General features: G+C 69.2%; 21 protein-coding genes. 9 read left to right on the plus strand and 12 right to left on the minus strand.

Annotated elements, in window-relative coordinates; genetic code table 11:
- Positions 1–114 precede the first annotated feature (114 nt).
- The 3 genes from dusB to phoU all read left to right on the plus strand — a co-directional run bounded on the left by dusB (position 115) and on the right by phoU (position 4,053).
- Positions 115–1,254: a tRNA dihydrouridine synthase DusB gene (gene dusB, locus BR07_RS0103620; protein WP_027504263.1), complete on the plus strand. Its 1,140-nt coding sequence runs from the start codon at positions 115–117 to the stop codon at positions 1,252–1,254.
- Between the two features lie 63 nt (positions 1,255–1,317).
- Positions 1,318–3,300, plus strand: coding sequence for an LCP family protein (locus BR07_RS0103625; RefSeq protein ID WP_027504264.1), 1,983 nt, complete (start codon positions 1,318–1,320; stop codon positions 3,298–3,300).
- A gap of 75 nt (positions 3,301–3,375) precedes the next feature.
- The gene (gene phoU / locus BR07_RS0103630; protein ID WP_027504265.1) at positions 3,376–4,053 is read left to right on the plus strand and encodes a phosphate signaling complex protein PhoU; all 678 of its coding nucleotides are present in this window, start codon (positions 3,376–3,378) and stop codon (positions 4,051–4,053) included.
- An 87-nt stretch (positions 4,054–4,140) separates the two neighbouring features.
- Here the strand turns inward: phoU and pstB are convergent, their stop codons facing one another.
- The 6 genes from pstB to BR07_RS0103660 all read right to left on the minus strand — a co-directional run bounded on the left by pstB (position 4,141) and on the right by BR07_RS0103660 (position 10,013).
- The gene (pstB, locus tag BR07_RS0103635; protein WP_027504266.1) at positions 4,141–4,917 is read right to left on the minus strand and encodes a phosphate ABC transporter ATP-binding protein PstB; all 777 of its coding nucleotides are present in this window, start codon (positions 4,915–4,917) and stop codon (positions 4,141–4,143) included.
- 15 nt (positions 4,918–4,932) lie between these two features.
- On the minus strand, positions 4,933–5,862 hold the full coding sequence (gene pstA, locus BR07_RS0103640; protein ID WP_027504267.1) for a phosphate ABC transporter permease PstA: 930 nt from the start codon (positions 5,860–5,862) through the stop codon (positions 4,933–4,935).
- A gap of 3 nt (positions 5,863–5,865) precedes the next feature.
- Positions 5,866–6,903: a phosphate ABC transporter permease subunit PstC gene (gene pstC, locus BR07_RS0103645; protein WP_027504268.1), complete on the minus strand. Its 1,038-nt coding sequence runs from the start codon at positions 6,901–6,903 to the stop codon at positions 5,866–5,868.
- A 90-nt stretch (positions 6,904–6,993) separates the two neighbouring features.
- A complete protein-coding gene (pstS, locus tag BR07_RS0103650) occupies positions 6,994–8,091 on the minus strand; it encodes a phosphate ABC transporter substrate-binding protein PstS (RefSeq protein WP_027504269.1) in 1,098 nt (365 codons plus the stop codon).
- Between the two features lie 220 nt (positions 8,092–8,311).
- Positions 8,312–9,223: a mycothiol synthase gene (gene mshD / locus BR07_RS0103655; protein ID WP_051612984.1), complete on the minus strand. Its 912-nt coding sequence runs from the start codon at positions 9,221–9,223 to the stop codon at positions 8,312–8,314.
- Position 9,224: 1 nt separating this feature from the next.
- Positions 9,225–10,013: a winged helix-turn-helix transcriptional regulator gene (locus tag BR07_RS0103660; RefSeq protein ID WP_027504271.1), complete on the minus strand. Its 789-nt coding sequence runs from the start codon at positions 10,011–10,013 to the stop codon at positions 9,225–9,227.
- A 180-nt stretch (positions 10,014–10,193) separates the two neighbouring features.
- Between BR07_RS0103660 and BR07_RS0103665 the strand changes: the two genes are divergently transcribed.
- The 5 genes from BR07_RS0103665 (at position 10,194) to BR07_RS0103685 (ending at position 13,333) form a co-directional block, all read left to right on the plus strand.
- Complete coding sequence (locus BR07_RS0103665) at positions 10,194–10,973, plus strand: LmeA family phospholipid-binding protein (protein ID WP_027504272.1); 780 nt, start codon at positions 10,194–10,196, stop codon at positions 10,971–10,973.
- Positions 10,970–11,419 (plus strand): TlpA family protein disulfide reductase, encoded by a 450-nt coding sequence (locus BR07_RS0103670; protein WP_027504273.1) that lies wholly within the window; start codon positions 10,970–10,972, stop codon positions 11,417–11,419. The genes BR07_RS0103665 and BR07_RS0103670 overlap by 4 nt, the downstream gene beginning before the upstream one ends.
- A gap of 270 nt (positions 11,420–11,689) precedes the next feature.
- Positions 11,690–12,148, plus strand: a complete 459-nt coding sequence (locus tag BR07_RS0103675) for a DUF4395 domain-containing protein (RefSeq protein WP_027504274.1) — start codon at positions 11,690–11,692, stop codon at positions 12,146–12,148.
- Positions 12,149–12,188: 40 nt separating this feature from the next.
- On the plus strand, positions 12,189–13,022 hold the full coding sequence (locus BR07_RS0103680; RefSeq protein ID WP_027504275.1) for a sulfurtransferase: 834 nt from the start codon (positions 12,189–12,191) through the stop codon (positions 13,020–13,022).
- Between the two features lie 2 nt (positions 13,023–13,024).
- Positions 13,025–13,333: a DUF1416 domain-containing protein gene (locus tag BR07_RS0103685; protein WP_027504276.1), complete on the plus strand. Its 309-nt coding sequence runs from the start codon at positions 13,025–13,027 to the stop codon at positions 13,331–13,333.
- 90 nt (positions 13,334–13,423) lie between these two features.
- On the opposite strand, the gene BR07_RS23160 is transcribed toward BR07_RS0103685, so the two are convergent.
- Positions 13,424–14,926, minus strand: a complete 1,503-nt coding sequence (locus tag BR07_RS23160; RefSeq protein ID WP_081821060.1) for a cutinase family protein — start codon at positions 14,924–14,926, stop codon at positions 13,424–13,426.
- A 269-nt stretch (positions 14,927–15,195) separates the two neighbouring features.
- On the opposite strand from BR07_RS23160, the gene BR07_RS0103700 reads away from it, so the two are divergent.
- Entirely contained in the window at positions 15,196–15,858 is a 663-nt protein-coding gene (locus BR07_RS0103700; RefSeq protein WP_027504278.1) for an FABP family protein, read from the plus strand.
- On the opposite strand, the gene BR07_RS23165 is transcribed toward BR07_RS0103700, so the two are convergent.
- The 5 genes from BR07_RS23165 to BR07_RS0103725 all read right to left on the minus strand — a co-directional run bounded on the left by BR07_RS23165 (position 15,846) and on the right by BR07_RS0103725 (position 22,390).
- On the minus strand, positions 15,846–16,184 hold the full coding sequence (locus BR07_RS23165) for a hypothetical protein (RefSeq protein ID WP_037183998.1): 339 nt from the start codon (positions 16,182–16,184) through the stop codon (positions 15,846–15,848). The genes BR07_RS0103700 and BR07_RS23165 overlap by 13 nt on opposite strands.
- A gap of 220 nt (positions 16,185–16,404) precedes the next feature.
- The gene (cydC, locus tag BR07_RS23170; protein WP_081821061.1) at positions 16,405–18,195 is read right to left on the minus strand and encodes a thiol reductant ABC exporter subunit CydC; all 1,791 of its coding nucleotides are present in this window, start codon (positions 18,193–18,195) and stop codon (positions 16,405–16,407) included.
- Positions 18,192–19,874, minus strand: a complete 1,683-nt coding sequence (gene cydD / locus BR07_RS0103715; protein WP_027504279.1) for a thiol reductant ABC exporter subunit CydD — start codon at positions 19,872–19,874, stop codon at positions 18,192–18,194. The genes cydC and cydD overlap by 4 nt, the downstream gene beginning before the upstream one ends.
- Positions 19,871–20,905: a cytochrome d ubiquinol oxidase subunit II gene (cydB, locus tag BR07_RS0103720; protein WP_027504280.1), complete on the minus strand. Its 1,035-nt coding sequence runs from the start codon at positions 20,903–20,905 to the stop codon at positions 19,871–19,873. The genes cydD and cydB overlap by 4 nt, the downstream gene beginning before the upstream one ends.
- A gap of 18 nt (positions 20,906–20,923) precedes the next feature.
- A complete protein-coding gene (locus tag BR07_RS0103725) occupies positions 20,924–22,390 on the minus strand; it encodes a cytochrome ubiquinol oxidase subunit I (RefSeq protein ID WP_027504281.1) in 1,467 nt (488 codons plus the stop codon).
- Between the last annotated feature and the right edge of the window lie 103 nt (positions 22,391–22,493).

The raw sequence follows: 22,493 nt of genomic DNA on the forward strand, positions 1-22,493 counted from the left end.
ACGGAGTGGCCGAGTGCCAGTTCCGACGGATACCCTCGATGTGCCCGGCACCCGTTCCGCGGATGCCGGGCACATCGCTGTTTCCCGTCGACCATGTCTGGTGTGTGATCAACCATGACTCTGCAGATCGGTTCCCTCGCCCTGCGTAGTCCCGTCGTCCTCGCGCCGATGGCCGGTGTCACCAACGTGGCGTTCCGCACGCTGTGTCGGGAGCTCGAGGAGACGCTGACGGGCAGCACCTCCGGGCTCTACGTCTGCGAGATGGTCACCGCGCGTGCCCTCGTCGAGCGGCAGCCCGCCACGTTGCACATGACCACGTTCGGCCCGACCGAGACGCCTCGCTCGTTGCAGCTCTACACCGTGGACCCGGACACGACGTACGACGCCGCGAAGATGATCGTCGACGAGAACATGGCCGACCACATCGACATGAACTTCGGCTGCCCCGTGCCCAAGGTGACGCGCAAGGGCGGCGGCGCCGCCCTGCCGTACAAGCGATCGCTCTTCGGACGCATCGTCGCCGCGGCGGTGAAGGCCACCGAGGGGACGGACATCCCGGTGACCGTCAAGTTTCGGATCGGCATCGACGACGAGCATCACACGCACCTCGACGCAGGACGGATCGCCGCCGGCGAGGGTGCTGCGGCCGTCGCGCTCCATGCGCGCACCGCGGCGCAGCGTTACTCCGGTACGGCCGACTGGTCCGAGATCGCGCGCCTCAAGAATCACGTCCGCGACGTCCCCGTCCTGGGCAACGGCGACATCTTCGACGCGTCCGACGCCGCCCGCATGATGGCCGAGACCGGCTGCGACGGCGTGGTCGTCGGCCGCGGCTGCCTGGGACGCCCCTGGCTGTTCGCCGAACTGTCCGCCGCTCTGCGCGGCACCACTGCGCCGACTCCGCCCACGCTGGGCGAGGTCGCCGTCATCATGCGTCGGCACGCGGAACTGCTGTCCGACCACCACGGCGAGGGCCGCGGGCTCCGGGAGATGCGCAAGCACGTCGCCTGGTACATGCGCGGCTTCCCGGCCGGCTCGGACCTGCGGGTACGCATGGCCACCGTCTCGACACTCGCGGAGCTCGACGAGCTGCTGGCTCGCCTGGATCCGACCGTTCCCTTCCCGGCCGACGCCGAGGGCCCCCGCGGTCGCCAGGGTTCCCCCGGCGCCGTGTCGCTGCCCGACGGCTGGCTCGACGATCCCGACGACTGTGCGGTGCCGGCGGGCGCCGATCTGATGCACTCGGGCGGATGATCAGTACTATGGCGTCGATCCGTCGACCACTGTTCGACGCCCGAGAGAAAGACGGAACGACCAGTGGGTGACGAGAACGAACCGGGGTCGCCCACACCCGGACGACGCGCCCCCTGGGAGCGTCCCATCTCGCGAGTGCCGCGCTCCGATCGCGACCCCGAGACACCGTCTCCCCCGTCCGAGCAGCCCGCGCCGGAACAGCGCCCGCCAGCGGATCGACCCGAGCCCGAGCAGACCCCGCCGTCCTCGTCCGACGACCAGGATCGACGGCTCTCGGTGGCCGAGGTCGTGGATCGGATCTCCCGCATCGGTTCCAACCGGGGACGCGCAGCGGGTCGCGACGACTCGCCGACCTCCGGCGCGGACGATCGAGCGGTCGCGTCGAGCCCTCCACCGTCCCCGCCGGTTCCACCTCGCGAGGATCCCGAGCCGCCCACCGAGGTGATCGCCCCCGTCGTGGACGAGCGACGCACCGCGGAGCGTCCGGCGCCCGAGGCGGTCGGCCCCGTCGCACCCCCGACGCTCACGCGGCTCGCCCTCAGCAGGGCACGCAAGCGCAAGCGGATGCGGGTCGCCGGCCGTGTCGGCGTCTCGATGGTCTCGATCCTGGCCCTGGTCATCACCGGTGTCGTGTGGGGATATCTCCGGGCGACCGACCGCGGGTTCGAGCAGGTCGCGGCCCTGGACACCGAGTCCACCGACGTGGTCGACGCGCCCGGCCAGTACGGCGACGAGACCTACCTCATCGTCGGGACGGACACCCGAGCCGGAGCCAGTGGTGAGATCGGCGCCGGCACGGTGGCCGATGCCGAGGGTGCACGGTCCGACACCGTCATGCTCATCAACATCCCGGCCGACCGCAGTCGCGTGGTCGCCGTGTCGTTCCCCCGCGACCTCGACGTCGAACGCCCCGAGTGCGAGGGCTGGGACAGCACCACCGGTGACTACACGGGCGAGATGTATCCCGCCGCGGACGGCGACAAGCTCAACGCGACCTACGCGCTCGGTGGACCCAAGTGCCTGGTCAAGATCATTCAGAAGATCTCCGGACTGCGGATCGGCCACTTCGTGGGTATCGACTTCGCCGGCTTCGAGTCGATGGTCGACGAGGTCGGCGGGGTGGACGTGTGTTCCCCGGTTCCGCTGGTCGACGAGGAGCTGGGAACGGTCCTGGCCACCGCGGGCGAACAGCGCATCGACGGACGCACCGCGCTCAACTACGTGCGCGCCCGCAAGGTGGACGCCGAGGGCACCGGTGACTACGGACGCATCAAACGTCAGCAACTCTTCCTGTCCTCGCTCCTGCGCTCCGTGCTGAGCAACCGCGTGCTGTTCGACCCGGGCGCCCTCAACGGTTTCGTCACGGCGTTCACCCGCGACACGTTCGTCGAGAACGTGAAGACGTCGGATCTGCTGACGCTCGGCAAGTCGCTGCGCGGCGTCGAGGCGGGCGCGGTCACGTTCCTCACCGTCCCCACCGCGGGTACCACCTACTACGGCAACGAGATCCCGCGCACCGACGACATCAAGGCGATCTTCCAGGCGATCATCGACGACCAGCCGCTCCCCGGTGAGGAACGCGCACCCGAGACCACCCCCGAGGTCGCGCCGCCGGTCACCACCGAACCGCAGGTCGCGGTCGACCCCTCGCTGGTGTCGGTCCAGATCTCCAACGCCTCGGAGACCAGCGGACTGGCCGCCACCACCGCGGACGAACTGGCGGCCTACGGCTTCCAGGTCGTCGGGACCGGCAACGCCGAGACCACCGGTGCCGCGGCGACCGTCGTGCGGTACGGCGCCGGGTCGATCGCGGACGCGTCGACGGTGGCCAGCACCATTCCGGGAGCGGTTCTCGAGGAGACGCCGACTCTGGGCGGCATCGTCGAAGTCGTCCTGGGGACGGATTTCCAGGGCTTCCTGATGCCGCCGACCGTCGTCGGAGACCTGCTTCCGACCTTCGCGACGGGGGTCTCCGGAGCGTCCACGGAGGTCGCGCTCCCCAGCGATCTGACGGTCACGAACGGGGCGGACGAGTCCTGTGTGTGAATCGCTGCTCCGCATTCACCGCCCGTTCACCGCCTGCATGCCCTGTACCCACGTACGGCCGAGTAAAATCGGGCCATGCGCGTGGCTTACAACGAACAGATGACAGAACTCGCCGACCTGCTCGGCGAGATGGCCGCCCTGGCCGGTAGTGCGATGGAGCGCGCCACGCAGTCCCTGCTGCAGGCGGATCTCCGGATCGCCGAGCAGGTGATCGGCGAGCACGACAAGATCACCGACCTCAGTGCCCAGGCAGAGGAGCGCGCCTTCGCGTTGCTGGCTCTCCAGGCACCCGTCGCCGGCGACCTCCGCTCGGTGGTCTCCGGCATCCAGATCGTCGCCGACATCGACCGGATGGGCGCTCTCGCCCTGCACGTCGCCAAGATCGCGCGTCGTCGCCACCCCCAGCACGCACTGCCGGAGGAGGTCAACGGTTACTTCGCCGAGATGGGACGCATCGCCGTCGCTCTCGGCTCCTCCGCACGTGAGGTGCTCGAGACCCGCGACCCCGAGCGCGCCGCGAAACTCCGTGAGGAGGACGAGGCGATGGACGACCTGCACCGCCACCTGTTCAGCGTCCTCATGGACAAGGAGTGGAAGCACGGCGTCGCCGCAGCCGTCGACGTGACCCTGCTGGGTCGCTTCTACGAGCGCTTCGCCGACCACGCCGTCGAGGTGGGCCGCCGAGTCATCTTCCTGGTCACCGGCAGCCTGCCCAGCGACCTGCCGACGCCTCCCGCGCAGCACGTGTCCTAGTTCTTCCACTCGCTACCCGGACGCACGAAAGGGCGCCCTCCCCGCGGGGAGGGCGCCCTTTCCGTGTGTGGACGCGCGAGCTGCGGTCTAGCCGAAGCGACCCGAGATGTAGTCCTCGGTGGCCTTCTGCGACGGGTTGGAGAAGATCTTCTCGGTGTCGTCGATCTCGATCAGGTTGCCGGGCTTGCCGGTGGCCTCGAGGTTGAAGAAGCCGGTCTGGTCGCTCACACGTGCAGCCTGCTGCATGTTGTGCGTGACGATGACGATGGTGAAGTCCTTCTTCAGCTCACCGATCAGGTCCTCGATCGCCAGCGTCGAGATCGGGTCGAGAGCCGAGCAGGGCTCGTCCATGAGCAGGACGTCGGGCTGCACCGCGATCGCACGGGCGATGCACAGACGCTGCTGCTGACCACCGGACAGACCGCCGCCCGGCTTGTCGAGGCGGTCCTTGACCTCGTTCCACAGGTTCGCGCCCTTGAGCGACTCCTCCGCGACCTCGTCCAGCTGCTTCTTGCTGCGGCCACCCTGCAGCTTCAGGCCGGCCACGACGTTGTCACGGATGGACATGGTGGGGAACGGGTTCGGACGCTGGAAGACCATGCCGATCGTGCGGCGGACGCCGACCGGGTCGACGCCGGAACCGTAGATGTCCTCGCCGTCGAGCAGCACCGAGCCCTCGACGCGGGCACCCGGGGTGACCTCGTGCATGCGGTTCAGCGAGCGGAGCACCGTGGACTTGCCGCAGCCGGACGGTCCGATGAAGGCCGTGACGCTACGAGGAGGAACGGAGAGCGTCACGTTCGACACGGCGTGGAACTTGCCGTAGAAGATGTTGACGTCCTTGAGATCGAGTCGTTTTGCCATGTCGAGATCCTTCTGTCAGAAGTTCTTGGGAGCGAAGAAGCGGGAGACCAGCTTCGCGCCGATGTTCAGCACCGCAACGATGAGGATGAGGGTGAGGGCGGCACCCCACATCCGCTCGCTGGTGAGGGCAGCGGTTCCGGCCTTCTGGAGGTCGACCATCATGAGCGGCAGCGACGTCTGCGGACCGGCGAACAGGTTGAAGTTGATGGCCGTCGCGGACCCGACCAGGATCAGCACCGGCGCCGTCTCACCCATGACGCGGGCGAGAGCGAGCATGATGCCCGTGACGATGCCCGAGAGCGCCGTCGGGACGACGATCTTGGCGATGGTCTTCCACTTCGGCACACCCAGCGCGTACGACGCCTCGCGCAGGTCCTGGGGAACGATGCGCAGCATCTCCTCCGCCGAGCGCACGATCACGGGGATCATGAGCAGGACCAGGGCGAGCGAGACAGCCAGACCCGACCGGTCGAAGCCGAACGTCGCGATCCACAGCGAGTAGATGAACAGCGCCGCGACGATGGACGGGACACCGGTGAGGATGTCGACCATGAACGTCGTGGCCTTCGCGAGCCGCGTGCCCACGCCGTACTCGACGAGGTAGATGGCGACGAAGATGCCGATCGGGATGGAGATGACCGCGCAGAAGAGTCCCTGGAGCAGCGTTCCGACGATCGCGTGGTACGCGCCGCCGCCTTCCTTGAAGGGGGTGACACCCGCCTGCGAGTACTGCCACCAGTCGGCCGACGCGACGGCGCCGATACCGCGGGAGACGACGGTGTAGAGAACCCAGATCAGTGGGACGAGCGCAATGAGCACCGCGAGGGACACGAGGACTGTCGCGATCGAGTCGGAGGCCTTGCGACGGGCACTGACACCCTGGAAGGTCGGCTCCTTGACGGGGCGATCCATGGTGGCGGTTCCACCGGACGTGGTGTCGGCCATGGGTCAGTCCTTCTTTCCAGCGATGGCGGCGCGGGCGCCGGCGTTGACGACGAAGGTGAGGACGAACAGCACCAGGCCCGCGGCGATGTAGGCACCGGCCTGCAGCTGGTTGTTGAACTCACCCGCGGCCAGTGCGATCTTCGTCGCGAAGGTGTTGCCGCCGTCGAACAGCGTCCAGCCGAACGTCTCCTGGGTGCTGCGGATGATGATGTAGAGCGCGATGGTCTCGCCGAGCGCGCGGCCAAGGCCCAGCATCGAGCCGCTGACGAAGCCGGACTTGCCGAACGGGATGACCGTGGTGCGCACGACCTCCCACCGAGTGGCGCCGAGGGCGAGAGCAGCCTCGATCTGGCCACGGGGCGTCTGGACGAACACCTCGCGGGTGACCGCGGCGATGATCGGCAGGATCATGACGGCGAGCACGATCGCACCGGTGAAGATGGTGCCGCCGCCGGCGATGGAGACGGAACCGGTGGCGAAGAGCGGGAACCACGCGAGGTTCGTGTTGAGCCACTCGGCGACGGGCGAGATGACCGGCGCGAGAACGTACAGGCCCCAGAGTCCGAAGACGATGGACGGCACGGCGGCCAGCAGGTCGATGACGTAGCCCAGCGGGCCCGCCAGACGCTTCGGGGCGTAGTTCGTCAGGTAGATCGCGATGCCCAGTGCCACCGGCATGGCGATCAGCAGAGCCACCACCGACACCGTGGCCGTGACCAGGAACAGGTCACGGACACCGAAGAGCATGGCGGACGTGTCCGACGTGCTCCACTGCCCGTTGTACGTGAAGAAGTTCACGGTGTTGTTCTGCAGTGCGGGGATCGCCCGCCACAGGAGGAACCCACCGATCGCCGCGATCAGGACGATGACGAAGACACCGGAACCGGTGGCGAGCGTCGAGAAGATGCGGTCACCCGGGCGGGTGACCGTACCTGAGGCTTTCTTGTCGGGCACTGGTGTCGGCGCTTCCGTCTTGCGAGCGGCGCTCACGGCCGATGTGGTGGCCGGCGTGACGTCGCTGATCGAATGGGTGTCGCTCATACCGCTCACTGTCTCGTGTGGGGTGGTACGGCATCGCCTGCATCACCCGGTGAATGGTCTTCGGGGGTGATGCAGGCGAGAACCAGTGTGTCAGGAAATGGCGTTGATCGCCGTCACCAGACGCTCCTTGAAGCTGTCCGGGAGCGGCACGTAACCGGCAGCCTCGAGGCCTTCCTGGCCCTCGTTGGCAGCGCTGAGCAGGAACGACTTGACGCCCGCGGCGGTCTCCGCGTCGTAGCCCTTGGAGCAGACGATCTCGTAGGTCGACAGCACCAGCGGGTAGGAATCGGCTTCCTTGCTGGCGAACAGTGCGTCGGTATCGAGCGCGAGGTCGTTTCCGTCACCGGAGAAGGTGACCGTGTCGATCGCCTTGGCGGCGGTCTCGGTGGTGAGCTCGACGGCACCAGCGCCGAAGTCGATCTGCGCCGCGGTCAGGTTCTCCTGATCGGCGAAGCCCTTCTCGACGTACGTGATGGCGCCCGGGGTGGCGGCAGCGGCCTGAGCGACGCCCGACGAACCGTTGGCGCCCTCGCCCACTCCACCGGCCCAGTCGGAGCTGTGGTCCAGCGTCCAGGACTGCGGTGCGGCGTCGGACAGGAAGCGCTGGAAGTTGTCGCTGGTGCCCGAGGAATCCGAGCGGTAGATCGGCGTGATGGCGGTGGTCGGGAGCGACGCGCCCTCGTTCAGCGCGGCGATGGCCGGATCGTTCCAGGTGGTGATCTTGCCGGTGAAGATCTGGGCGATGACGTCGGGCGTCAGGACCAGGTCGTCGACACCGTCGAGCGTGTAGGCCACGGCGACCGGACCGAACACGAGGGGAAGGTTCCACGCCGGGTTGCCGGCGCAGCGCGTGGCGGCCGCGTCGGCCTGCTCTTCCTTGATGGACGAGTCCGAGCCCGCGAAGTCCACGAGACCGGCGACGAACTGGGTCCGGCCGTTGCCGGAACCGCTCACGGTGTACTCCACGGCCTTGCCGGAGCACACACCCGAGTAGACGGACGTGAAGTTGGACATCGCGTTCTGCTGCGCCGACGATCCTTCGCCGGTGATGGGGCTCTTGCCCTCGCACGTCGCGGCGGAGTCACCACTGCCGGTGGCCTCGACGTTCGCGTCGGAACCACATGCAGCCAGCGTCAATCCGCCGACAGCCAGTACACCCATGAGGGCAATGCTGCGCTCGAGCTTCACCTGTCTCCTCCAGAAACAGCCCGTCGGCGACCGATCGGTCGGCGGGCGAGAAAAGATGCGGTGACGTCGTACCGCAACGGGCAGCGTGCGCTACCCGTGGGAGAACGTAAGCGCCGGTGGTGGACGGTTCACCGCGCCTTTGTGAACGGAGGGTGAACAGACAGACCGAAAACCCGGATCGGGATGCGATGCGCGTCTCAGGGACCGCACCGGTCCCGCGTCAGACGCGCGCGAACGCCGCGTCGACGTGGAAGGTGGCGAAGCCGAGCCGGTCGTACGTGTGCACGGCGGCCGTGTTGTCCGACTCGACGTACAGCAGCACGCCGGCGAGGCCACGATCGGCCAGATACCGCAGGCCGGCGAGCGTGAGGGTCCGGCCGAGCCCCCTGCCCTGGGCCGCCGGATCCATACCGACGACGTAGACCTCACCCAGTTCGGGATCGTCTCCGGTCGGCGGGTGCACCTTGGTCCAGTGGAACCCCAGCACGGTGTCCGGGTCGTCCGTCGACGTCGCCACGAACAGCCCCGCGGGGTCGAACCAGGACTCCGCGCGGCGCTCGTCGATCTCCGCCTGCGTCCAGCCACCCTGCTCGGGGTGCCAGGAGAACGCGGCGTTGTTCACCCGCAGGATCTCGGCGTCGTCGGACTCGCGGTAGGTCCGCACGGTGATGCCGTCCGGGACGGTGAGTTCGGGCAGGGGCGCCGCGTCGGGGCCACCGAGCGGGCGGCGCATCTGCAGCAGTTCGCGGACCACCTCGAGACCGACTTTCTCGGCGACGCGATCGGCGGCGGGCAGCCGCCCGTGGGCCCACACGCGCGCCCCCGGTGCTGCGAGAGCGCGGTCGACCAGCGCGGTGCCGACGCCACGGCCCCGGTGATCGGGGTGCACGACGGCCTCCACCATGACCGGCGCGTCACCGCGCGCGGGCGAGAGCGTCGCGTACCCCACGAGGTGTTCGCCGTCCAGTGCCAGCAGGTGCTCGTCGTCCCGCGGAGAGTCCACGGCGCGCTCGGCCTGCTCCGACAGCGGCGGTGTCCCGTCGGCGGTCGTCGCGGCCTCGATCGCGTCGCGGACGCGTCGGGCCTCGTCGCCGACCGGTCGCCGTGCCTCGAGTCGAATCGCGTCGCTCACGTCAGAAGGCCGTCCGATCAGCTGGGGCGAACGAGGGTGTCGCCGTGTCGTTCTCGATGTCCAGGTCGCCGCCCGACGGCAGGTCCACCGCGTCGTCGCTGCCCGCCGCACCCTTACCTGCCCGGCTCGGTCTCACGGCCTTGTATCCCACGTTGCGCACGGTGCCGATGAGCGACTCGTACTCCGTTCCGAGCTTCGCGCGCAGACGCCGGACGTGCACGTCCACGGTGCGGGTACCGCCGAAGAAGTCGTACCCCCACACCTCCTGCAGCAGCTGCGCTCGGGTGAAGACGCGGCCCGCGTGCTGGGCGAGGTACTTGAGGAGTTCGAACTCCTTGTAGGTGAGGTCGAGCGGTCGCCCGCGCAGACGGGCGGTGTAGGTGCCCTCGTCGATGACGAGCTCGCCGAGCGTGATCTTTCCCGAGGCCTCGGGACTGCTGACGCCTCCGTGGCGGCCCACGAGCAGACGCAACCGGGCATCGAGCTCGGCGGGTCCGGTGGTGGGCAACAGGATGTCGTCGAGGCCCCACTCCGCGTTGACGGCGACCAGGCCGCCCTCGGTGAGCACGGCCACCACGGGTACCGACGAGCCGGCGCTGCCGAGCAGTCGGCACAGTCCGCGGGCGGCGGCCAGATCGGTGCGGGCGTCGACGAGCGCGATGTCCGCGCTCCCGGCCTCGAGCAACGACGAGACCTCGGTCGGTGCGGGACGCACCGTGTGCGCCAGGAGCGCGAGGGACGGGAGCACGGACTCCGGATCCGGATCGGAGGTCAGCAGCAGCAACTCCACAGGGCCTCCTCGTCCACTCTTCTCCGGCCGGACGAGCCCACCAGCGGGTCCGCGACCGGCACTTCCGGTTGTTCTTCGGTCACAGACTAACCTGTCGGAAGGCAGGACAGTCGGCTGCGAGCCGCCACCGCCCGCCTCGGGACCCGCCCGCAGGACACCGAACCGCCCGAGAGGAACTCCGTGCGAAAACTGATCGTCGGGCTCGTCTTCGTCCTGGCGCTCGCTCTGGCCGCCGATTTCGGCACCGCCGCCTACTCCGAGTACCGCGTCTCGCGGGCACTGCGGGACGGCGGAGATCTGGTGTCCGATCCGCAGGTGACCATCCACGGCTTCCCGTTCCTGACCCAGGCGGCCGACGGCAGGTACGGCCGCGTGGAGATCCGAGCGCAGGACGTCCCCACCGACTACGTCGAGAAGACGACCATCGAGGCGACGTTGCGCGGCGTGCGTATTCCGGCCTCCGACCTGCTCGACGGATCGGTGCGCACGGTGCCCATGGATCAACTCGACGCGCGCGTCCGTATCGACGCCACCGACCTCGGCCGGTTCCTCGAGATCCCCGACCTCCAGGTCTCCACTCCCCCAGCCGACCGCTCCGACGGCACCGGCGGTTCGGGCGGTTCCGGCGAGACCACCGCCGGGGCCGTGGTCCTCACGGGCACCGTGCCCGTCGGCCCCCTGGACACCGCGGTCAGCGTCACCGCCGAGCTCCGGCTCGACGGTGGAACCGTGTCCATCGTCGCGTCGGACCTCTACTTCGGGCCCGAGGGCCAGGCCGACTTCACCATCCCCGACTTCCTGAAGCCCGCGGTCCTGGGCCTGTTCACCCGCACGATCGACGAGCAGCAGCTGCCGTTCGGCATCCTCCCCACGTCGGTCTACGCGGAGGGCGGCCAGATCGTCATCGAGGGCAGCGCCGAGGACGTCACCATCGAACTCGACGAGATCCGCACGCCGTGAGCGCCGTCGTCGTCCTTCTCGTCGCCCTGGCGCTCGCCGCCGTGGTGGGCCTGTGGGTCCGCCGCCGCGAGGGCGCCGTCCGCACGTCGGATCGCGGCGGCGCGTCGGGATCGCGAGCTCACGCTCTGCGCGCCGCCGGCGCCACCGACGGCGCGGTGACCGTGCTCCACTTCTCCGCCACCTGGTGCGGCCCGTGTACGGCGGTGCGACGCGTCGTGTCCGCCGTGGTGAGCGACCTCGAGTCGGCGGGGCACCGCGTGTCCGACGTCGAGGTGGACATGGACGAGAATCCGCAGCTCGCCCGCGACTTCGGCGTGATGTCTCTCCCGACCACCTTCGTGCTCGACGGGGCGATGCGGGAACGATCGCGCGCGTCGGGTGTGCCGTCGTCGAAGGACCTGCGGGCCGCCGTGCTCTCGGCGTCCGATTCACCCTCGTCGGAGTGACGAGCGACACCCGGAACTTCTGGATCTGGACCGGCGTGGGTACCATGGCCGACGTGACCGCCAGCCACGAGCTTCTGCTCACCCGACGCCGCACAGTGGACCTGTGCCGCCTCGGTGGCTGTTGCTGCCGTTGCCGCTGACGACGGTCCTCCCCTCGTTGACCCGTCCGCTCGGGTACAGCCGTGCTGTACCGACCTCGGACCGCTCGACGATCGCCGGAGACCATGCGCATCCGCTCGGTCCCCTTTCCTCCACGCCAGGAGCATCTCGATGTCATCCATTCCCCCGCAGGTCGACGTTCGTGGTCCCCGCTTCGTCGCCTGGGTGACCACCGGCGTCCTCGTCGTGACGCTGCTCGTGTCGACGGTGTCGCTCACCGCTGCAGCGTTGCTCCTGGGCCTGCAGACGCTGGTCTTCGCGTACGGCGCTGCTGCCGGGCCGGCAGCGCATCCCTACGGACGCGTGTTCCGCGCCGTCGTCGCACCGCGCCTGGGCCCGGTGTCGGAGACCGAACCGACGACCCCCCTGCGGTTCGCGCAGGGACTGGGATTCGCCTTCTCGATCGTGGGAACCCTCGGGTTCGCGCTGTCCTCGACGACCGTCGGCACCGTCGCCACGGGTCTGGCCCTGTTCGCCGCCGTGCTGAACGCGGCGTTCGGAATCTGCCTGGGCTGCAAGATCTACCCACTCGCGAGTCGGCTCCTGCCGGCTCGACATGCCACCACCTGAACCACCCACCACCTGTCAGAGAAGAATCGAAAGGAACCACATGGCTCGCTCCGACGTCCTGGTCACTGCCGACTGGGCCGAGCAGAACCTGCATGCTCCCAAGACCGTGTTCGTCGAGGTCGACGAGGACACCAGCGCCTACGACACCGGCCACATCGAGGGTGCCGTCAAGCTCGACTGGAAGTCCGACCTCCAGGATCCGGTCCTTCGTGACTTCCTGAACCAGGAGCAGTTCTCGGACCTGCTGTCGACGCGCGGCATCGCCAACGACGACACCGTGATCCTCTACGGCGGCAACAACAACTGGTTCGCGGCCTACGCCTACTGGTATTTCAAGCTGTACGGCCACAAGGACGTCCGTCTGCTCGACGGCGGCCGCAAGAAGTGGGAACTGGACGGTCGTCCGCTGAGCACCGACGCCGTCTCCCGCGAGGGAACGTCCTACAGGGCCGAGGCTCCCGACCTGTCGATCCGCGCGTTCCGCGACGAGGTCATCGCCGCCATCGGCACCAAGAACCTCCTCGACATCCGCTCCCCCGACGAGTACTCGGGCAAGATCCTGGCGCCGGCACACCTCCCGCAGGAGCAGAGCCAGCGTCCCGGCCACATCCCCGGCGCCGTCAACGTGCCGTGGAGCAAGGCAGCGAACGAGGACGGCACCTTCAAGTCCGACGAGGAACTGAAGGAGCTCTACGACGGTGTCGGCATCGATCCGAGCAAGGGGACGATCGCGTACTGCCGCATCGGCGAGCGCTCGTCGCACAGCTGGTTCGCACTGACGCAGCTGCTGGGCTATGAGAACGTCAAGAACTACGACGGCAGCTGGACCGAGTACGGCTCCCTCGTGGGAGCACCTATCGAGTTGGGAGCGTAATCATGTGTGGAGCACCTGCTCAGGGACAGACCCTTCCCGCCGGCGTCGACGTGGAGAAGGAGACGGTCATCACGGGCCGTGTCCTGGCCGCGTCGGACGGTCAGCCCGTCGGCGGTGCGTACGTGCGCCTGCTCGACAGCACGGGTGAGTTCACCGCCGAGGTCGTCGCGTCCGGAACCGGCGACTTCCGCTTCTTCGCGGCCCCCGGCACCTGGACGCTGCGCGCGCTGTCCGCGTCCGGCAACGGCGACGTGACCATCTCGCCCGAGTCCGCCGGCCTCCACGAGGCCGAGATCTCGATCGGCGCCTGACCGAACACCTCTCGTTTCAGCCGAACACCCTCCCCAGCGTGCTGGGGAGGGTGTTCGCGTCGTGGAGGGTGTGCGATCCGACCGCGGGAACTACTTGCCGGGCTCCGGCGGGAGGCCGAGGGACTTCAGCACTTCCTCCCACGTCGACGGCACCGTCTCCACGGGCTGCGCCGGCGGCGCGAGATAGCCGGGATTCACCGGGGGAATCACGCGGGGCTCGGCGGGCGCCGTCGTGTCTCCCGCAGGAGGAGCGGCCGGCTCGTCGACCGGAGGGGCCTCGCTCTGCTCGCGAGCGAGGTCGGTGATCCAGCGGATCATCTTCTCGCTCTCCCAGTCGCGGCCGTTGTCCGGGAAGTTGTCCCAGTAGTAGAGGTGCTGCAGGAACCCCAGTTCGACGTAGGGCTTCTCGAGCAGCTGCGGGATGTCGGCGTTGTCCTCGCCGAACCCCACGGCCTCCGCCTGCAGCTTGGCCTCGACGACGGGGCGGCCGGGACCGAGCGCCCACGTCACTGCGTCGAACATCTCGCGCGGCGTCGGCGACCTCTCGTCCGGCAGTGGCTGGGTGCGGTCCGACACCCGGAGCATCACGTCGAGCAGGGACTCGTCCGACGTGGCGAAGTCCGGGTCGCTGAAGACGTGCGCGATGGTGCGAGCCGCGACGTCGGACGAGACCGCGACGAACTCGGTGACGGTGCGGCCCGGATCGAGCAGGGTGAAGTGCATCCGCCCGAAGACGTTGAGCGCCAACGGCAGGACGCCGAGGTTCTCCGGTGCGTCACAGGCGATGTCCATCGGACGGCACGCCCACCGGATCTTGTTCGTGAGGGTTCCGTAGTCCTTCGGCTCGGACGACATGAAGCCACCACCCGGCGGACCGGGCTTGTCCAGAGACGCAGTGCCTGCAGGGCGGTACGGATCTCCGACGAGGGCGACCCCGGCGATGTCGTCGGACGTCACGTGCGCCGTGGACGGTCGGGACCCGATGTCGACGGCGAGGCGCTCGACCACCTCGGCACCCACGCTGTAGCCGAGCAGCACGTACTTCGTCGACGTGCCGCACGCGGTCTTGTTGGCGTCGATCATCCGGCCCATGGTCGCGAGGCCCTCGGCGACGGATTCCTGATAGGTGGGCACCGGCTCGGCCACGGCCACGCCGTACTCCGACGCGTACGGCACGTACACCCAACCGACTCGTCCGGGCGTGGACGCCGAGGCCTCCCCCGCGGGCACGGTCACGTTGCCGACCCAGTTGGACCACGGCAGCCGGTCCACCTCGTCGACGGGGTTCCGGTCCGACTCCGAGTCCGTCGCGCCCGTGATGGCGACGATGAGCACGTCGGGGCAGTCGTACGCGTAGTTGTTCGGATCCTGATCGACCTTCGTGCCCAGCCCGAACGTGTCGAGCACCGACTCGACGGGGTCGTCGCCCAGACCGAGCGGATCGGAGGGGGTGATCGGTGCCGCCCCCGCCAGTCCTCCAGGGATCGCGCACAACAGCAGTGTCGCGAGGGCAGCGGTCGCCGCGCGCAGCACGATCCTCGTCGGCCCGGTCCGCCGACGGTCGGTCGGGTCGAGCCCGGTCACACGAAGCATGGATGGATCACCCTCGTCTCTCGGTTCCAGAACCTCACGACCTTAAACAATGAATCGCGTCACCGGACCCGGCACAGGTTGTCATCCGTCACACAGTCTGCCGACCGCCTGCGTCGACCGATCGCGACGGCGGCCCGTGGCAGATCCACGACACCGCCGGTCTACAATCGGTGCGTGGTCCTATTCTTCGAAGCACTCCTCATCCTGGCGTCGATCCTCATCGCCTGGTTCTCGCTGTACGTCGTCTATCGCCTGGTCACCGACGAGTCGTGACCGACGAGTTCGGCACCCCGGCGCCCCGCCTGAGCGGTGACGCCGCGGTCGCGCGTGCGGAGGAACGGGCCAAGGAGACGGCCGGGCGCAACATCCCGCTGCTCCCCGATCTGCCCGGTGACGGTGACACCGCCAATCTGCGGCAGGGTCCCGACATCTCGCACTCCATGCTGGCACTGCTGCCGCTGGTCGGCGTGTGGCGCGGCACCGGTGAGGGACACGACGCCGAGGGCGACTACACACTGGGACAGCAGATCGTCGTGAGCCACGACGGCGGTCCCTACCTGTCGTGGGAGTCCCGCACCTGGCGCGTCGACGAGAACGGCGCCTACGCCGGTCGCGACCTGCGCGAGTCCGGCTTCTGGCGGGTGAGCGGAACCGGTGAGCCCGGTGACGACGGCGAGGAGACTCTCGAGCTCCTACTGACCCACGCGAGCGGGCTCATCGAGCTGTACTACGGCCGCGCACTGACGCAGTCGTCCTGGGAGCTGGCCACCGACGTGGTCATCAGAAGCACGTCGGCGGCGCTGGTCGGGGGCGCGAAGCGTCTCTACGGCATCGTCGAGGGTGGCGATCTCGCGTACGTCGAGGAGCGGGTCGGACCGGACGGCGATCTCGAGCCCCGGCTGTCCGCCCGCCTCGAACGCTACGTGGGCTGACGCTCGCCCTTCTCGCTCTCCGCATCCTTCCCGGAACCGGTGTCGGCCTTCTCGGTGTCGGATTTCTCGGTGTCGGATTTTTCGGAGGCACCGTCCTCGTCGAAGTCCGCGAACGCGGTACCGGACACGGTGCCGCCGGTGCCGGGCAGCGTCACCGTCTCGCGCGCACCGGTCTCGTACCGCGCATTGAGGCCGTCCATCTTCTCGCCGGCGCGATCGAGGTCCTCCTGCGTCAGCTCGGGGCCCACGGTCTCCTCGTTCGCCGAACCGGTGTCGGAGGACGTGTCGTCGGTGGTCGTCGTGTCGGGCTGCTCGTCACTCGTCATGTCCCCCACAGTGACACAGGCGAGGGGGTCTGCTCGGCAGAACGGGAAAGACCAGGCGCGCGGGCCTGGTCCGGACATGGGACGACCCCCGAGCCCTACCGGTACACCGTTGCAGGAGTACGGGTCTCGGTCTGGACGGACCGAGGGCTCGGGGGTCGGGTAGCTGCCTGGTATTCGCCCGCCGCTCGCGCGGTGAGAGAAGAACCGTCAGCGGTTGCGGCTAGCGGGCGGCCACCTCACGCGTCCAAGAGTCATACAATTCCAGACCACCTCCTCTCTCGTGTACAGACGACGCTACGCGTGGATCAGCCCGGTCGGCAACGTCTTTTTCCGTGAGCGAACACACCTGACGTTCACCGCTCACGGTCACCACTCGAACGCCCGTCGGCACCGGTCGATGCGTCACGACCAGAACGGTCGTCGCCCGATCGAACAGTCCACCGTCGGGATCGAGCATCGCGGCGAGCAACGCGGCGGAGGACACGTCGTCCACGTGTTCGGTGGGCTCGTCGACGATGATCACCGCCGCCCGCGAGAGCGTCGCGCGGGCCAGCAGCAGTCGGCGACGCTGTCCGCCGGACAGCACCTCCGCGCCGCCGTCGAGGTCCGTGTGCACACCGTCGGGCAGTGCGCGCACCCAGTCGCCGAGCCCGACCCGGTCGAGTGCCGCCGTCGCCTCCGTCTCGGTCACGTCACCGCGCACCACACGGAGGTTCTCCAGAACGGTGGTCCGGAAGACATGGGCGTCCTCGGCGACGTAGGACACCGTCCGGCGCACCGCGTCCTCGGACAGTTCGCCGACGGACCTGCCGTCGACGAGCACGGCGCCCGCGGCGGGGGCGACGAGCCCCGCGATCGTCATGGCGAGCGTGGACTTGCCGACGCCGCTGGGTCCGCTGATCGCCAGGCGCGCACCGGGTTCCACCACCAGAGATACCGGCGCGGTCCGCGATCCGCCGCGGCCTGCGACGACGTCGCACACCTCGAGGCGCACCGACGGCGACGGCGACGGGTCGTCCTTCGGCGTCACCGCCGGCCCCGAGCGGGCCTCGTCCACGAGAGCCATGATCCGCCGAGCCGCCGCGGATCCGCGCACCCACGCCACCGCGGCGGCGGGTATCGCACCCGTCGCCTCGAACGCGGCGAGCGGAACCAGCACCACGACGGCGAGCCCGGTGGGGTCGGTGCCGCCCGCGAACCCCGATGCGGTGCCGTACGCCGAGATGCCGACGGCGAGGGCGCCCAGCACCGCGACTCCCATCGACAGCGGGGTCGCCGCGGCGGACAGGGCGGACCACCCGGCGGCGCGGTCCTGCGCGGCACCGACGGCGCGGTCGGCCTCGTCGGCGCGGCGTCGCACGTCTGCCAGTCGCCCGGACACCCGGAGTTCGGCGGCGTGGTCGATCGCGGTGACGGCGTGGGCGGCGAAGTCGGCTCGCGCAGCGACGAGATCCTCGGCGACGGCCCGCTCGGCCCTGGCGCTCGACCAGGGCGCCACGACCCCGGAGACGAGCAGCGCGACCGCCAGGACGATTGCCGCGGCAGGGGACCACACGGCGACGAGTCCGACCGCGAGGGCCGAGACCACCGCCGCGACGGCGACGGGAACGAGGGCGCGCACCACCACGTCGCCGACGGCGTCCACGTCGGCGCCGGTCCGCACGAGGAGATCCCCTCGCCGCGTCGTCACCGCCGTGGCCGAATCACCCTGCGACAGTTCGCGGTACAGGGTGGACCGCGCACGGACGGTCCCGCGCAGTGCGACGTCGTGAGTGGCCAGTCGTTCCAGATACCGACACACGCCGCGCGTGATGCCGAGCGCGCGCACCGCGACCACGGCCACCGAGAGGTGCAACACCGGCGGCATCTGCCATGCCCGCGTGATGAGCCAGGCCGAGAGCGCGGACAGCGCGAGTGCACTGCCCAGCGTCGCGACTCCCGCCGCCACGGCCCGCGCGACGCGCCCCGGCGGCAGGTCGAGCAGCCGCAGTGCCCGCGTCAGATCGCTCATGCCGACACCGCCGCTCGGTCCACGTGCACGACAGTGTCCGCGGCGGCGAGCACCTCGGGCGTGTGCCCAACGATCACGACGGTGCGGCCGCCGTCGGCCGCGGCCCGCAGGGACCCGAGCACCCGACGCGCCGATTCCGGGTCGAGGTGGGCGGTCGGTTCGTCCAGGAGCACGACGGATTCCGTCGCGGCGAGAGTGCGCGTCAGGGCCAACCGCTGGGCTTCTCCGACGGACAGTCCCACTCCCCCGGCGCCGAGCAACGTCGCGGCTCCGCGGGGCAGGGACGCCAGGACGGACGAGAACCCCGTGGCGCGAGCAGCTTCGGCCACGTCACCACGCGCCCCGAGGTCGAGGTTGTCGGCGACGGATCCGGCGACGACGGCCGGACGCTGCGGCTGCCAGGTCACACGGCGCCACCACCGGTCGAGGTCGACGGTCGACAGGTCGACCCGCACCCCGTCGGAGCCCACGAGGGAGACGGACCCCTCGTCGGGATCGACGAGCCCGAGAACGGACGCCAGGACCGTGGACTTCCCGGTCCCGTTGGCGCCGGTCAGCACCGTCACCCGTCCCGGCCGGAACGTCGCGTCGAGGTGGCGGGGTGCCCACCCGTCCCGCCCGCGGACCGACAGGTTCGTCAGGACGACGGTGACCGGACCGGTGGGCGGCGCGGCCGTCCGCTGGTCACGCGGCGCCTGCGACTCGGCGCTCTCGAGCAGAGCGAAGGCACGTCCCGCGGCCTCCGCACCGTCCTCGGACGCGTGGAAGGCGGCACCGAGTGCGCGCAGCGGCAGGTAGACCTCGGGCGCCAGAATGAGCGCGACGATGCCGGGTGCCAGCTCCATGTCGCCGTACACGAGTCGTAGACCGATCGACACCGCGACGAGTGCGACGCCGAGCGTGGCCAGCAGTTCGAGCACCATGGACGAGAGGAAGGCGACGCGCAGTGCGGCCATCGTCCGGCGGCGGTGCTCGTCCCCGAGTTCGCCGACCCGCGCGGCCGGCCCGTCCTGCCGGCCGAGTGCGCGCAGTGTCGGGATTCCGGCGAGCAGGTCCATCAGCTGAGAGGACAGTCGCGTCATCGCGTCGAGGGTTCGTCGGGACCGCCCGCGGGTCATCAGACCGATCAGCACCATGAACACCGGGATCGTCGGGAGGGTGACCGCCACGATCACCGCGGAGAGCGGATCGACGAACGCGATCACCAGGGTCGCGATCGGGGTGACGGTCGCCGCCAGGACGAGGGCCGGGACGTAGTCGGTGAGGTAGGGCGCCAGTCCGTCGAGACCACGCGTGACCACCGTCGACCACTCGCCCCGATCCTCCCCGCCGCGCGAGCGCGTCGTCGTGGCCGCGTCCAGCATGTCCGCGCGCAACCCGCGCACGACTCGGACCGCCGAGCGGTGCGCGTACCTCGACCGCGCCCACGACGCGAGGACGCGGACCAGCACGGCGGCAGCCAGGACCGTCAGCTCGGTGGTCCAGGCTCCGACCGTCCGACGGGTCGGGTCGGTGACCGCGCCGCCCAGCACGGTCCCGACGACGACGGCGATGACGACGACACACGCGGTCGTCACCAGGGAGAGCGCCACCGACCCCACGAGGTGACGACGGACGGGCACCGACCGGCGCCACAACCGGGGGTCGACCGGTCCCCGGGGCCGCCTCGTCGCGGTCATCGGGTGCTCGCCAGGCCGATGGACGCCGGGATCTGCGTCGTCGAGATGCGCCGACGGAAGACCCAGTAGGTCCAGCCCTGGTAGGCCAGGACCACCGGTGCCACGATCGCCGACAGCCACGCCATGATGCGCAACGTGTACGCGGAGGACGACGCGTTGTCGACGGTCAGCGAGAACGCGGCGTCGATGGTCGAGGGCATCACGTTCGGGAACAGTGAGCAGAAGAGCAACAGCACGGCTCCGCCGATGGTCACGGTGGTGCCGACGAAGGCCCATCCGTCTCGCCCGCGCAGCACGGCCACCGCTGCCGTCACCAGCCCCGCCACGGCAGCGGCGACGATCCACCAGGTCCAGCCCTTCCCGTGCGCGAGCTGAGTCCACAGTGCGAACACCCCGGCGCCCACCACGGTCGGAACGATCAGTGCCGCAGCGAGTCTCGATGCGTCCGCTCGAACCTCGCCGGCCGTCTTGAGGGCGATGAACACGGCACCGTGGAACGCGAAGAGCATCGCCGTGGTCGCACCACCCAGCAGCGCATAGGGAGTGAGAAGGTCGAACAGTCCCGAGGTGACCTTCTTGTCCGCGTCGATGGCGACACCGCGCACGATGTTCGCGAAGGCGACGCCCCACAGCACCGCGGGCACCCAGGAACCGATCCCGATACCGAGGTCGCACCGACGCCGCCACACGGGGTCGTCGATCTTGCCGCGGTACTCGATGGCACAGATACGCAGGATGAGCGCCACGAGGATCAGCAGCAGCGGCAGATAGAAGCCGGAGAAGAGCGTCGCGTACCACTCGGGGAAGGCCGCGAAGAGCACTCCTCCCGCCGTGATGAGCCACACCTCGTTGCCGTCCCACACCGGACCGATCGTGTTGAGCACGACGCGACGTCGGGTCTCGGCGTCGTCCCGGCCGGATCGACCGAGCACGGGCATGAGCATGCCGACCCCGAAGTCGAATCCCTCGAGAACGAAGTATCCGACGAACAATGCGGTGACGACGGCGAACCAGAATTCGGGCGTTCCCATGATCATGTCTCCGGCGGGTCAGTAGGCGAACGAGAGCGGGCGGGCGTCGGCGTCGGTGTCGCCACCGTCGTCGTCGTGGGGGTGCCTGTCGTGCTCGAGCGGACCTGCCTGCACGTAGCGACGCATGAGCAGGAACCAGACGGCACCGAGCCCGGCATAGAGGACGGTGAACGTCGCGAGGGACGCCGCCACCAGAGCGACGGGGTGGTCGGACACACCCTGGTCGACCGTCAGGCGGATCATGTCGACTCCGCTGGGGTTGGGCGCGACGATCCAGGGTTGGCGGCCCATCTCGGTGAAGATCCAGCCCGCACTGTTCGCCAGGAAGGGTGTCGGGATCGCGAGCAGTGAGAGCCGGGAGACCCAGCGCTGGTCCGGAACTCGGCCACCTCGAGTGACCCACAGGCCGGCGAGCGCGAGCACGGCGGACCCGGCGGCGAGGCCGATCATCATCCGGAAGGCCCAGTAGGTCACGAAGAGGTTGGGCCGATAGTTACCCGGTCCGTACTGCTCCTCGTACTGCTGCTGCAGCTCGGTGACCCCCTGGACGGTCGCGTCGAGGTCGCTCTTCGCGAGGAACGACGTCAGGCCGGGGATCGCGACGATGTGCTGGACGCTGTCGCAGTTGTTGTGGGTGCCGATGGTGAGGATCGAGAACGAGGCGCCGGTCTCGGTGTGACACAGCGACTCTGCCGATGCCATCTTCATGGGCTGCTGCTCGAACATCAGCTTGCCCTGCACGTCTCCGGTGATCGCGAGTGCAGCGCCGGAGGCGATCATGACGACGAATGCCAGCCGGGCCGCGGGGCGGAACATGGAGCGGGCCTCCGACGAGGGACCGACGTCGCCGCGACGTGCGCTGCGCACCATCCACCACCCGGCGATGCCGGCGACGAATGTCGCTGCGGTGAGGAAGGATCCGGCCACCGCGTGCGGGAACGCCGCGAGCGCCGTGTTGTTGGTGAGCATGGCCCAGAAGTCGACGAGCTCGGCACGCCCCGTGTCCGGGTCGTAGACGGCCCCCACCGGGTGCTGCATCCACGAGTTCGCGGCGATGATGAAGTAGGCGGAGGCGTTGACCCCGATGGCCACCAGCCAGATCGTCGCCAGGTGAACGACTTTCGGCAGCCGTTGCCACCCGAAGATCCACAGCCCGAGGAACGTGGACTCGAGGAAGAACGCGACGAGGCCCTCGAGCGCCAGCGGCGCACCGAAGACGTCGCCCACGAACCGCGAGTACTCGGACCAGTTCATGCCGAACTGGAACTCCTGGACGATGCCGGTGGCGACGCCGAGTGCGAAGTTGACGAGGAAGAGCTTGCCGAAGAACTTGGTGAGCCGATACCAGGAGTCCTTGCCGGTGATCACCCACATGGTCTGCATCGCGGCGACGATCGGAGCGAGTCCGATGGTCAGCGGGACGAGCAGGAAGTGATAGACGGTGGTGATTCCGAACTGCCATCGTGAGACATCGAGTGCGTCCATGACCAGCTTCTTGTCGTCGGCTGCGAGGCGGGGATCCTGCCTACGGGGCCGACGCTACTACTACGCGTAGTAGTAGGCGATGGACTGTGTCCACCGTTACCTG

Source organism: Rhodococcus sp. UNC23MFCrub1.1 (assembly GCF_000686025.1).
Classification (GTDB): domain Bacteria; phylum Actinomycetota; class Actinomycetes; order Mycobacteriales; family Mycobacteriaceae; genus Rhodococcoides.